This is a genomic window from Paenibacillus sp. P5_B5 (genome assembly GCF_056400365.1).
This window is the reverse complement of record NZ_JBFULK010000009.1, coordinates 77,272-89,709: the sequence shown is the minus strand read 5'-3', so window position 1 is coordinate 89,709 and position 12,438 is coordinate 77,272. Positions and strand designations below refer to the sequence as shown.

The 12,438-nt window shown below is 41.0% G+C and carries 15 protein-coding genes and 1 riboswitch; of the genes, 5 read left to right on the top strand and 10 right to left on the bottom strand.

Features of this window, described 5'->3' with window-relative positions:
* Positions 1 to 17 precede the first annotated feature (17 nt).
* From AC1DOK_RS13605 to AC1DOK_RS13595, 3 genes are all read right to left on the bottom strand, one after another.
* Positions 18 to 779 carry an ABC transporter permease gene (locus AC1DOK_RS13605; protein ID WP_477554826.1) on the bottom strand — a complete coding sequence of 254 codons (762 nt, stop codon included), beginning with the start codon at positions 777 to 779 and terminating at the stop codon, positions 18 to 20.
* Positions 780 to 792: 13 nt separating this feature from the next.
* Positions 793 to 1,878: an ABC transporter substrate-binding protein gene (locus AC1DOK_RS13600; protein ID WP_477554825.1), complete on the bottom strand. Its 1,086-nt coding sequence runs from the start codon at positions 1,876 to 1,878 to the stop codon at positions 793 to 795.
* Positions 1,879 to 1,961: 83 nt separating this feature from the next.
* Positions 1,962 to 2,072: riboswitch (TPP riboswitch) on the bottom strand.
* Positions 2,073 to 2,181: 109 nt separating this feature from the next.
* Positions 2,182 to 2,904, bottom strand: a complete 723-nt coding sequence (locus AC1DOK_RS13595) for a class D sortase (protein WP_477554824.1) — start codon at positions 2,902 to 2,904, stop codon at positions 2,182 to 2,184.
* A 217-nt stretch (positions 2,905 to 3,121) separates the two neighbouring features.
* On the opposite strand from AC1DOK_RS13595, the gene AC1DOK_RS13590 reads away from it, so the two are divergent.
* Both AC1DOK_RS13590 and AC1DOK_RS13585 read left to right on the top strand, forming a co-directional pair.
* The gene (locus AC1DOK_RS13590; protein WP_477554823.1) at positions 3,122 to 3,757 is read left to right on the top strand and encodes an ArsR/SmtB family transcription factor; all 636 of its coding nucleotides are present in this window, start codon (positions 3,122 to 3,124) and stop codon (positions 3,755 to 3,757) included.
* A gap of 83 nt (positions 3,758 to 3,840) precedes the next feature.
* Entirely contained in the window at positions 3,841 to 4,107 is a 267-nt protein-coding gene (locus AC1DOK_RS13585) for a hypothetical protein (RefSeq protein WP_477554822.1), read from the top strand.
* A 436-nt stretch (positions 4,108 to 4,543) separates the two neighbouring features.
* Here the strand turns inward: AC1DOK_RS13585 and AC1DOK_RS13580 are convergent, their stop codons facing one another.
* Positions 4,544 to 4,969 (bottom strand): hypothetical protein, encoded by a 426-nt coding sequence (locus AC1DOK_RS13580; RefSeq protein ID WP_477554944.1) that lies wholly within the window; start codon positions 4,967 to 4,969, stop codon positions 4,544 to 4,546.
* Between AC1DOK_RS13580 and AC1DOK_RS13575 the strand changes: the two genes are divergently transcribed.
* Entirely contained in the window at positions 4,881 to 5,072 is a 192-nt protein-coding gene (locus AC1DOK_RS13575; RefSeq protein ID WP_477554937.1) for an LPXTG cell wall anchor domain-containing protein, read from the top strand. The two genes, AC1DOK_RS13580 and AC1DOK_RS13575, sit on opposite strands and share 89 nt — an antisense overlap.
* A gap of 147 nt (positions 5,073 to 5,219) precedes the next feature.
* Here the strand turns inward: AC1DOK_RS13575 and AC1DOK_RS13570 are convergent, their stop codons facing one another.
* From AC1DOK_RS13570 to AC1DOK_RS13550, 5 genes are read right to left on the bottom strand one after another with little or no spacing between them, the layout of a single operon-like run.
* On the bottom strand, positions 5,220 to 6,188 hold the full coding sequence (locus AC1DOK_RS13570) for a sugar phosphate isomerase/epimerase family protein (RefSeq protein ID WP_477554821.1): 969 nt from the start codon (positions 6,186 to 6,188) through the stop codon (positions 5,220 to 5,222).
* A gap of 19 nt (positions 6,189 to 6,207) precedes the next feature.
* Positions 6,208 to 6,936 carry a ThuA domain-containing protein gene (locus AC1DOK_RS13565; RefSeq protein ID WP_477554820.1) on the bottom strand — a complete coding sequence of 243 codons (729 nt, stop codon included), beginning with the start codon at positions 6,934 to 6,936 and terminating at the stop codon, positions 6,208 to 6,210.
* Positions 6,937 to 6,967: 31 nt separating this feature from the next.
* On the bottom strand, positions 6,968 to 8,053 hold the full coding sequence (locus AC1DOK_RS13560) for a Gfo/Idh/MocA family protein (protein WP_477554819.1): 1,086 nt from the start codon (positions 8,051 to 8,053) through the stop codon (positions 6,968 to 6,970).
* A gap of 51 nt (positions 8,054 to 8,104) precedes the next feature.
* Positions 8,105 to 9,136, bottom strand: coding sequence for a Gfo/Idh/MocA family protein (locus AC1DOK_RS13555; RefSeq protein ID WP_477554818.1), 1,032 nt, complete (start codon positions 9,134 to 9,136; stop codon positions 8,105 to 8,107).
* Positions 9,137 to 9,156: 20 nt separating this feature from the next.
* Entirely contained in the window at positions 9,157 to 9,927 is a 771-nt protein-coding gene (locus AC1DOK_RS13550; RefSeq protein WP_477554936.1) for a sugar phosphate isomerase/epimerase family protein, read from the bottom strand.
* A 129-nt stretch (positions 9,928 to 10,056) separates the two neighbouring features.
* Here AC1DOK_RS13550 and AC1DOK_RS13545 point away from each other — a divergent pair, with 129 nt between their 5' ends.
* The gene (locus tag AC1DOK_RS13545) at positions 10,057 to 10,917 is read left to right on the top strand and encodes an AraC family transcriptional regulator (RefSeq protein ID WP_477554817.1); all 861 of its coding nucleotides are present in this window, start codon (positions 10,057 to 10,059) and stop codon (positions 10,915 to 10,917) included.
* A gap of 97 nt (positions 10,918 to 11,014) precedes the next feature.
* Here AC1DOK_RS13545 and AC1DOK_RS13540 read toward each other — a convergent pair whose 3' ends face one another.
* Complete coding sequence (locus AC1DOK_RS13540; protein ID WP_477554935.1) at positions 11,015 to 11,488, bottom strand: NanQ anomerase/TabA/YiaL family protein; 474 nt, start codon at positions 11,486 to 11,488, stop codon at positions 11,015 to 11,017.
* An 86-nt stretch (positions 11,489 to 11,574) separates the two neighbouring features.
* Between AC1DOK_RS13540 and AC1DOK_RS13535 the strand changes: the two genes are divergently transcribed.
* Positions 11,575 to 12,294: a YwaF family protein gene (locus AC1DOK_RS13535; RefSeq protein ID WP_477554816.1), complete on the top strand. Its 720-nt coding sequence runs from the start codon at positions 11,575 to 11,577 to the stop codon at positions 12,292 to 12,294.
* Positions 12,295 to 12,438 lie beyond the last annotated feature (144 nt).

Here is a 12,438-nt window from a genome sequence, read left to right as displayed (position 1 = left end):
CGTAATTCCTCCTAGCGCTATTTCTCCAATTTCCAGCGAATCAGCCATTTTTCAAGCAGAATGATGATCCCGAACAAAAGCATACTAAGCATAACAATCAACGTAATCGCAACAAACACGCGGTCGATTCGAAAAGCTGACTTTTGCAATAACATATACATTCCAAGTCCCTTGTCTGATCCGAGCCACTCGGCAATAATTGCACCCATAACGCTATAGGTCGCTGCAATTTTTAACCCCGAGAATAAATGAGGAAGCGCGTGTGGCAGCTCCAGCTTGAAGAAAATCTGCTTTCTTGAAGCTCCGATCATTTTCATATAATTAAGCATCGTTCGATCGGTCTGAGCAAATCCATCGAGCATCGATACGGCAATGGGAAAGAAACAAACAAGCGTAATCACAATTAGCTTCGGCAACAAGCCAAATCCGAACCATATCATGAGCAGAGGAGCTAATACGATAGTAGGGATATTCTGGCTGAGTAGAAGCAGTGGATAAACCGCTGCCTTAACTTTGACCGACATATGAAGAATGAATGCGATTAGAAGTCCAATTGACGACCCAACCACAAACCCAAGCAGGGTCAGCTTAATCGTCGCCATAGCATGAACACTGAATTTATCGTAGGAAGCTACCGCTTCACTTGCAATAGCAAGTGGGCTTGGCAGTATCCACTTTTCAATTTGAAAAACTACGACTGACACCTGCCATATAACAATTAACAGCAGAACTGTCACAAAAGGTGGCCATGCCTTATGAAACCATTGCTTATTTAACATTCTGATTCACACCTTACTCCGGAATAAAATCATTTGTAAAAGCAGCTTTAACGTCAAGCTTCTTCTCTAATAGTTTATACTCAAGCATCCAGTCCGAATAGTTCTGCCATACGGATTCCTTCTGAAGTCCCCATTTTGCCGCATCATCCTGGTAACGTCCAGCAAGCCACTTCTGACTCGCATCCACCAGCTTCGCATCTAGATCAGGTACAAGCTTCACTAGAATCTTACCCGCTTCCTCTGGCTTTTCAATCGCATATTGATACCCTTGTGCTGTCGCTTTCATGAACGCTTTAACAACCTCAGGTTGCTTCTGAATCATAGCTTCATTCGTTACGATTACAGGTGTATAATAGTCAAGCTTCTCCGAGTAATCCTTGAGATAAACAACATTTAGCTTTTCCCCGCGTAGTTCCGCCTCTACACCAGTCCATCCGTAGAAGATCCAAGCTAGATCAACGTCCTTGTGCATAGCTGTAAAGAAATCAATGTCACCACCGTTAATGATTTTTACTTTACTAGCGTCCCCTTTATCCTGTTGCATAAGTGAATCGATTACAGCTTCTTCCCCAGGACCACCGAATCCCACGTATGTTTTGCCTTCAAAATCCTTTGGACGTGTAATGTTCTTATTTGCCGGTGAAGCAAAACCAGACGTATTATGCTGAATGACCGCAGCGATGGATACAAGCGGAACTCCTTGTGTACGAGCATGTGTCACATTCTCCTGATAGCTAATGCCAAAAGGAATTTCTCCAGAAGCAACCATTGTATCTGCTCCATTTGCACCTGGCTGAATAATTTCTACATCAAGACCCTGTTCTTTATAGAATCCTTGATCCTGAGCAACGTACAAGCCGGTATGATTCGTATTTGGAGTCCAGTCGAGGACAATCTTAATAGGTGTAAGCTTGTCAGGCGCTTTCTTATCACCTTCCGCTTGTGTAGCTGGTGATGTTGGTGCTGGTGTTTGCGATTGCTCAGAATTCCCCTTAGAAGAACAACCGACCACCGATAGTGCTAGCAAACAAATGATCAAGATTATGCTAGCTGACCATCTACTTCTAGCAAACTTCATATTCTCTCTTCTCTGACTCATGTTCCCCACTCCTCTGTATTGTTGTTTTGGTACAACAAAAAACGCCCCTGAGTACACAGGGACGCTAGGTATTTGAAGATTGAACAGACCTAAGCTAACTTCCCTACGCTGGCATTACCCAGATCAGGTTAAAGGGTCAGTATCTTATGGGATACAATCTCAGCTGGCCAATCCCAGCACCCCGAGCACTTTATATATCGATTTATATTAACATCGTTATTATAATCGTTTTAAACAGAAAAGTCCAAAGACGGAACTGAATTTTCAAAAATGAACGCTGGGATTGCCCTCACAAAATGTTTCTTATTCCGTTATTTTACCTTTAATAATTAATCGATGAGTAGGATTCACCATGGGCTCACAGGTTATCAATGTGATTTCTTTATTTTCGCCGTTACCCTTCAATACCCATACTTCTTCCGGCTTGACTACTAATATTTCCGTTACGGTATATTCAAATTGCTTTTCACCATCGTCAACTTCGATCTTGTCTCCTACTACAATTTCACCCAGTCTGTTAAAATTTCTTCCATAAGTAAGATTTCTGTGTCCGGCTAGTGCATAATTCCCGATTTCTCCGACTTTCCCGGTATTTTCAATACTTGCTGCGGTTGTCTTCAGATTTTTATTCGTAGCCCCATGCAGAATGGGTAAGTTCAAATTAATTTTATCAATCGTTAACATGCCTTCTATGTTTTGCACACGAAGTTCTGCTTTCTTAGGCTTTGGTTCATTAAGATCAGCTTGCTTTGGTTTTGGTTCACTATAATTAACTTGCTTTGGCTTTGGTAAAGCTTCCATCACTTCTGTTGCGTAGCTATTCGAATTGGAATATTCAACTGATCGCGTAATCTCTTCATCCCATTGCGACCCGTCATTACCATTACCTATACTCAGCAAGCTTTGTTGCCATTCCTGAACTAGTTCTTGTTGCTGATAGTCATCATATAATTCGGTAAGTTTAGGATAACAGAGGACAATAATCCCTATACATATGAGCAAGATGGATATCATTTTCCTTTTCATTCGTTCTCTCCTATCTTCTTAGAGATTATATTATGATCGTTTAATATATCATCATTCCTATGTCTTTATATCCGAAAACGATTAACATAACATGAGAACAAGGTCTTAAAAATAATTGGATAATTTTACATTGTAAACTATTGACAATTTTTCCGTTAAATAATACTATATGAGTAAATAAAGTTGACAGTGTAAATTTTAAAGGATGTGTAACTTAATGAAACAGATGCAGTTCCTTATGTTAGAACACTTTGACCAATTAAAATCACTTAGTGATCCACTCCGGTGCCGCATTGTCAGTTTATTAATTCCGAAGTCATATACGGGGCAACAGCTGTCGCAAGAATTGGAAATTCCCCGTGCCAAAATTCATTATCATTTGAGTGAGTTAGAGAAAAATGGTCTTATTGCCGTTGCTAAGAACGAAGTGAAGAACGGGATCATTCAGAAGTTCTATCGTGCTGTAGCTAGAGGATTCGTACCAGCGACACATCTGTTACCCAATACGGATGAGGTCGGAAATTTCCTTCGCGAATCAACGATTCATGCATTAGAACGAGCGCGACTACGTGCGATAGCAGCACCGGAACGTGCCTTCGAAATCAAGTCATCGGATTATACATCATGGCCACGTATGACGAATCAATTGCAAATCGTAACCTCGGAAGAAAGGTTTATTGAATGGCAACAAAAATACCGTGCCTTGATTGAGGAGTTCCATACGCTAGAGCTACCTCAAGATGACCCAAATGCCAGATGGTACTATTTGATTACATCTGCATTTGAGATTGAGGAACCTTGGTTCGTGGAACCCGAGATCGAGTCAGACTCCACCTACCCCATCTCCAAATGAAAACATTTCGACAGTTGAAAAGAATGCAAATGAAGAAGAAACTACAAACAATTAAAAGAGGATTAGAAAGGGGTACTATACTTATGAGTTGGTACGCAGTTGAAACTTACGTCATGTTAAAACAAGCAGAAATTGAAAGGAACGCAAATGAATATTGGAAATTTGATTCACTCTCGAAATCTAAACGAGTTAAGCCGCTTAAAGAAGAATCAGAAGTTTTGTACGGCAAAGCAGTCCATGTTCTGCAGGAAATGCTCGATTCCGATAATGCAGCTCTTCGCCTACAAGCAGCAGAAATTGTGATGAAGCATTCGATCAAACGCAGATCGAAAATGACTTTCATCAGTTAATGGTATGGTAACTATAACAATTGAGAGCCTAACACCAAAAAGATCGCCTTTCATCCTACTAAGCAAGCAGGTTGAAATGAGCGATCTTTTTGTTTGCTTTAAATAGGAGTACAAAGAATCCCTCTTGGTCGATCACTTTGGAATATATATCATCATTTTACTACCCTCTCATGCATATGTAATAAACGTATGCTAAGAGAGCAGAGAGAAGGTGGATATCAAACATTCATCATATCTGGGGAAACGATGATGTATAATCTGTATCCTGGACACTTGGCTTATACAGAGCTAGTAGTATAACCGGCCCTCATAGAACTCGACCACCAATCTAAGAGGAGTGTGAAATTGTGAAAAGATTTAAGAAGAGGTTGTCCTTAGGTATAGCTCTACTGCTTATTTTAACCTTATCGTTAAGCTCACTAGTCATGGCAGCCAGTCAAGAACAACCTACTTCTACATCGCCTACTCCACCTACTTCGCCGTCGCCTACTCCGCCTACTTCGCCATCGCCTACTCCACCTRCTTCAMCAWCGCCTACTCCACCTACTTCRCCAWCGCCTACWCCACCTACTTCRCCWACWCCTACACCACCTACTTCACCWACWCCTACACCTGAGAACACGCCAAGACCAACACCTACCTCACCGCCTGTACCCGAGGACACAACTACACCTACTCCTAAGGCTACACCAACGCCTTCTCCATCACCTTCACCTAAGAACACATCAACGCCAACACCAACACCTACTTCTTCACCTTCACCATCACCTGAGATCACACCAACGCCAACGCCAACACCTGCTCCATCTACTTCACCATCGCCTTCACCTGAGCCAACAACCAAGCCTCCTACATTACCCAAAACAGGTGAAACAAGTCCTCTTCCATACTACCTAATAGGTGCGATTACAATAAGCCTTGGATTAATATCACTTAGAAAACAAAGAAAAAACAAACAAAACTAGAGCAATAACATCATCTGCCTTTCCACATTGCTTTGAAGTTACCAATCAACTGCCTATAAAACAATTTTATTTCTGAACATGCAAACAAGCGCAAAAGCAATCTTCATCGCTTTTGCGCTTCTTCATTTGGTTATTCTTATAGCGTTATTAAACCCACCACATTGCCCCAAGTGGTTCTTTAATAAGTACTTGTTGCAGGTTCTCTACGGCTTTGGTAAAGCCTTCGTCAACGGACATCAATCCATCTTCATGCTCGATACTTACGACATAATCGTAACCAACAAGACGAAGTGCACTCATAATGTCAGCCCATACTTTCATGTCATGACCATAACCAACTGTACGGAACTGCCATGCGCGATCTAACATCAAGGAATAGGATTGCATATCAGTAACACCATGTTTATTGATGTTAATTGGATCAATCGATGTATCCTTCGCATGGAAGTGATGGATTGCCTTTTCTCTACCTAGGATTTGTACCGCTTGAACAGGATCGATACCTTGCCACCACATATGGCTTGGATCAAGGTTTGCTCCAATTACTTCTCCTACTGCCTCACGCAAACGCAATAGAGTAGCTGGCGTATGTACAGAGAATCCACCATGTAGTTCTAGTGCAATTTTGACGCCACGATCGGAAGCGAACTTACCTGTTTCAGTCCAATAAGGAATGACTTTATTCGACCATTGCCAATCCAGAATTTCTTGAAAATCATTTGGCCAAGGAGCAACAGGCCAGTTCGGATATTTGGCACCTTCGTGATCTCCAGGGCAGCCAGAGAAACCATTCACAACAGGCACTTCCAATTTCTCAGCTAGCTCAATCGTACGCAAGAAATCCTCATGGAATGGTTTCGCTAGATCTGCTTGCGGATGAAGCGGATTGCCATGACAGCTTAATGCACTAATGGTTAAACCACGTGAATCAAATGCAGCCTTAAATTCTCTGAGCTTACCTGCATCAGCAAGTAATTCCTCCGGTTTGCAATGGGCATTGCCAGGATATCCTCCTGTGCCGATCTCTACTGCATCAAGTCCTTTTTCAGCTATATAGTCAAGTGCCTCATCTAATGTCTTCTGTGCAAATAATACTGCAAACACACCTAATTTCATTGATAAATCCTCCCTAATGTTATTTCACTGATATCGTTTCAAGTGGTTGTGAATGCCCATATATGGGAGCTGGCCGGCTAGATGGTGCTGCCCACTTCACGCTATTGCGAATCACACGCTGAATCTCAGCATTGTGATAGGTTGGATATGTCTCATGTCCAGGGCGGAAGTAGAATATTCTGCCTTGACCGCGTGTATAACAGCATCCACTGCGGAATACTTCGCCGCCTTCGAACCAGCTAACGAATACAAGCTCATCCGGCTCCGGAATATCAAAATGTTCTCCATACATTTCTTCCTGTGGAAGCTCAATGTATTCACCGATTCCTTCAGCGATCGGGTGACCTGGAGATACAACCCACAATCTTTCTTTCTCACCTGCTTCACGCCATTTCAGATCGCAGCCTGTACCCATGAGCTTCTTGAATATTTTGGAGAAGTGACCTGAGTGTAGAACGATTAATCCCATGCCTTGCAGAACTCGTGCATGTACCTTCTGAACCACCTCATCACTTACTTCATCATGGGCTCTATGCCCCCACCAGATTAATACATCAGTGGAATTCAGCACCTCGTCCGTAAGTCCATGCTCTTCTTCGTCGAGTGTCGCAACACGAGTCATATAATCTGCCTTAAGAGCTGTAGCAATTACTTCATGGATGCCATCTGGATAAATATCATAAACTTGTTCATTCTCCTTCTCATGACGAAATTCATTCCAAACGGTTACCCTGATGCTAGTTGTCATTGTATCGCTCCCCTCCTTTTAACCACGTTAATTATTCACCAAAGTAAATAGCTTTCCCAGTCTTAGAAGATTCATAGATAGCTTCAAGGATTTCAGACACAACACAAGCTTGCTCAGGTGTTACGACTGGATCAATATTCTTCTCAATGGATTCAATCCATAGTCTAGCTTCGAGTTCCTCTGGCTTATCAGCAGCTCCATCATAGAAATCAACACCACCTGTTTGCAGTTGGATCTGATTGTCATATAGACGACTACGTTTTTCACCATTGATCGTTAAGCCCTTCCACATATCAGCTCCACCCTCTGTACCACAAAGTGTACTCTTAGCTTCACCAACCTGTAGCATATTAATGGCCCAACTGGATTCGAGAACAATCGTTGCACCATTTTGCATCGTGATCATACCAAACGCGGAATCTTCCACTCTGAACTCTTTAGGATCCCATGGTCCCCATGCATTCGCAGCATTTTCTTTGTCCGCAAGCTTACGATATGCAGTACCAAGCACTGCTTTGGGTTTGTAGTTATCCATCAGCCATAAAGTCAGATCTAACGCATGAGTTCCAATATCAATTAACGGTCCTCCACCTTGCTTCTCTTCATCCAAGAATACGCCCCAAGTTGGTACTGCACGACGACGAATTGCATGTGCTTTAGCATAATAAATTTCACCAAGCTCACCATCCGCACATACTTCTTTTAAATACTGACTATCTGCACGGAAGCGATTTTGGTAGCCAATGCTTAACTTTTTGTCTGACTTCTTGGCAACTTCAACCATACGTCTTGCATCCGCAGCTGTCTTAGCCATCGGCTTTTCACACATAACATGCTTACCAGATTCTAGACCTGCAATAGAGATGTCAGCATGAGAATCATTTGGTGTACATACATGGATAATATCAATCGTTGAATCCGCTAGTAGTTCTTTATAATCTTCGTATACCTTGGCATCCGCACTACCGTATATAGCAGATGCTTTCTCTGCTTTCTCCAGAATAATATCGCAAAATGCAACCATTTCTACGTTATCTAGTTTTAATAGGCTTGGCATATGTTTACCGTTTGCAATTCCTCCACAGCCAATAATTCCAATTCTATACTTTTTAGTCATTTGATAATTCCTCCAATAATTTTATAATTATTTAGTTTAAACAATCTTCATCTATGTCAGATATATACGCTTATTTGTTTTGCCTGATTCGTAGATACCAGCGACGAGTTTTTGTGTTTTTAGAGCGTCATAACCATCAATGTATAGCTTCTTTCCATGTTGAACAGATTCATAATACTCCTTAATCTGCTTGCTATGGCTAACACCCCAATAGCTCTTAACTCCTTCACCAAAATCGATACTAACGTTCTTCTCGTTATCACGCGTAATGATCGTACCGTCGTTATAAGTCACCGTACCTTGGTCACCATACATCTTGGCGATTCCATTCTCACAGTGAAGTTCAATTTCGACTGGTGCATCATAGCTGTGATAGTTAATCGCATAAAATGAAGCCTGAATACCATTCTTGAACACAATAACGCCTTCTCCAATATCCTCAACGTCGATCATCTGGTGTGTACGGTTCTCAATATGTGCATCAATATAATCAATTTCATCATTAATTAACCATCTCATTAGATCGAGGGTATGAATCGCTTGATCAATGAGAACCCCACCGCCTTCTTTATCCCATGTACCTTTCCAATCGCTATGACTGTAATATTCATCTGTGCGTTTCCAAGTCACGGAACATCTTGCCCCAAGAACTCGTCCCAATCTACCCGATTGCAGTTCGTTTCTTAGTAATTGTGATCCAGGATTATAACGGTTTTGGAAAATCACACCGAAAGTCACCTTATTATCCTCACATACCTGAATCATATGATTCGCTTGCTCTACGGTAATACTCATTGGTTTTTCTGTAATCACATGCTTACCTGCTTGCGCAGCATAAACAACCATCGGTTCGTGTAAATAATGAGGTGTGCATACATGTACCACATCAAGATTAGCTTCATTAATCATTTGCTCATAGTCTAGATAATAGTCACATTTGAAGCGCTCGGCAGCACGTTTAGCACGATCTTCCTTGACGTCACACACGGCAACGACTTCTGCAAGTCCACTGAGCTGCACGGAAACTGCATGCATCGGAAAAATATTACCGCATCCAATAATACCTACTCGTTGTTTAGTCATTTGTTCTCACCTGACTCCTTCTATTCATTCATGTAGTTATTCTGTAACCACTTCATACTTGATGCAACGCTTTCAAGAGGTGGATTCTGACATACGTCCTGCTCTACGATCATCCAGCCAACATTCGCAGCACCTGCTGCATCAATGACCGCTGATAAATTAACTTCTCCCTCACCGAGTTCAACAGTTAGTGGTCTACCATCCTCTAGCGTTCTTAGATCCTTGAGATGAATCAATGGAATACGTCCTGCATATTGTTGAATGGTTTCTACAGGATCATAGCCTGCATATTTAACCCAACACACATCTAATTCTATGGTTAATTGTTCTGGTGTAGTCCCAGAGGAAATTGTATCGAATAATAGATTATTATTTAATTTTTCCGTGAATTCAAAGTCGTGATTGTGATAACCGAATTGAATGCCATGCTCTGCAAATCTACGACTAGCTTCTATAAATACCTTCAGCGTCTCCGTAATAGCTTGTTCAGAATTCCGCTGTTCTTCTCCTAAATAGGGACAAATCACGTACTTAGAGCCAATTGCTACATTCATTTCGATTTCTTCATCTAATGCGTGAATTAATCGATCAATCCCAACATGACTGCTAATACCGATTAGATTCAGTTCTTGTAATAAATCAGCTAATTGATTAGGTTCTAGTCCACCATATCCAGCGAATTCAACGCCTTCATAACCAAGCTCTGCAACCTTCTTCAGTACTCCAGTGAAATCATTAGCTGTTTCCTCACGTAACGTGTACATTTGCAAACCAATTCGCATTCTTTCCATTGTTTCCCCTCCATCAATCAAGTGAATTTGTTCTCTTCTCATCTAACCACATCTCCTATATAATGTGAATGAATGATACACCAATTACATGAACAATTTGGCTAAATCTAAAATAAAGGATGATTTTATTTGATACAAATAGAACAAGAGGAGCCGATCGACTATTTTTTTGCTGGGTACTCTATGCATCATAAAACGTATTATTCCAACGAACGCTCCGGAATCAATCATTATTTATTGAGATTGCAAATCGAAGGCAGCTGTTATGCATGGCAGAATAACACGCATACACTTGTTGAGCCAGGTGACCTTCTCTTATATAAGCAAGGTAGTCCATATGAACTGATTATCGGTTACAAGAACCCAAACATGAATGAAACTCTTCCTAAAATTCAAGCAGCTGACTATCATTTGATGATTACAGGTCCTTGGATGGATAGCTGGTGGGAGTCAAACAATAGACCCGGCATCGTTAAAATTGGACAAGATGAGCGTGTTCTTAGTATATGGAGACAGCTTGTTCAAGAGAAGAGAAAGATTGATGATCAAGTGGAAGAAATCGTCATGCATTTAACGAAAGCACTTCTTTACATCGTGGATCGATCGATTAAGGAACGTCATACACTATCCACTAAATCACGACAAGTAGGCAAAGCTTCGCGTATGAAGTATTTTATTGAACAACATGCGACTGAACCTTTCACAATTACAGAGGTTGCTAATTATGTTGATCTTAGTGTTTCTCGTGCTGTTCATTTATTCAAGGAAGCCTTCGGACAATCGATCATGGATTACACCATCATGGTCCGTCTATCAATGGCATGCGAACGTATTGAGCACAGTACACTGAAGCTGGAGCAAATCGCTGAGCTCTCTGGTTTCCAAAGCTACAGCTACTTCCACCGCACATTCAAATCGAGACTCAGCTTATCGCCGCAGCAATATCGGGATCAGACACATCAGATTGATGCTCCTAAGATTGATCAATAGTTATTTCGATACCACTCTTCTTCACAAAAAACAAACGCTTCTCAGTTAAGTTTGAGAAACGTTTGCTGGTTAATATCATCTTAATACAAATTAGTTCTTAAAATAAATCACGGTGAATTTTGATCACAATTTTTTTAATTGACATAGGTTCCTTGACACAGCAACATGGGCGATGTACATCAGTTGGATAGAATACGACAAACATTCCAGGCTTTAGGATAAACTCGGTTCCATTCTCCTGATCAGCTTCATAAAATTGAATATCTTTCTGGGCTGAATAGACTTCTTGCACTGGCAACTTATCCGTATAGGCGAGCCACTCCATTTTCTCTTCACCGCTTACAAGATATTGAACGTCGATATAATTGCGGTGCGACTCAAGCCGCTGAATCGAACGTTGATTCGTTATAACCTCTTGAACGAGAGCGAACATTGCATCCCCTTCAATTTCGTACTTGCCTACAGGCTTGTCCGCAAGATTCTGCTCATGTATAAAATCAATAGCTTTGCGTATCACCGCTGGATACATCTCACATTCCTTCTGAAAAGATTGATTATCTGTAAGGATCATAGTCAAATACCTGCCTCTCGGTAATTGTGAATATATTCATTATTGGGGCACCAAATCATTATATCATGAATATAGGAGCTGGTTGCATGAATCGAATATTTGATGTCCATGATTTTGCGGTATTTTCTGCTTATTCGCTATCTCACATCATTGCTTTATCCATTCTCGTCTGCTTAGCCACTTTACTATATATAGGACGGCATTATCTAAAAAAAATGCATAAAGAAAATATCGTTCGCTTTATCTTAATCGCAACACTCGTATTATCTGAACTATCTCTTAATGTCTGGTATATTTGGCAAGGACGCTATGATGTTAAGGATACATTGCCGCTTGAGCTTTGCTCGGTTTCTCTTTATCTATGTATCATTATGTTGATCTGGAAGAGCCGCTGGATTTTTCAAATTGTCTACTTTACAGGCTTGGGAGGTGCCGTGATGGCCCTGCTAACTCCAGCGCTTGATTATGCTTATCCCCATTTTAGATTTATCGAATTTTTTGCCGCTCATATCGCCATTATCTTATCTGTTCTCTATATGGTCTGGATTGAGCAATATCGACCTACCTTGAAATCTGTCTTCATAACGATGGGCTTTCTCAACATTCTACTAATCATTGTTGGAAGTATTAATTGGCTAACAGGCGGCAATTATATGTTTCTTGCTGGCAAACCGACAACTGCCTCTCTCTTAGACATTCTAGGTCCGTATCCATGGTACTTGATTTCACTAGAAATCGTTGCTCTTCTCTTATTTATGCTCTTATATATACCGTTTTTCAGGAAAAAGAATAAAATAACCTTTTGAGACAAATTTCTAGCGTCAAAAGGTTTAAATATTCTATAAGACATGCTATGATTGTATCAGTTAAAATTACATGGATTTCTCCTCAAAGGGGAGTAGCTGTACAGTAAAAGTCGTCATCACGGGAACGCTAGCGCGATCCTCGGC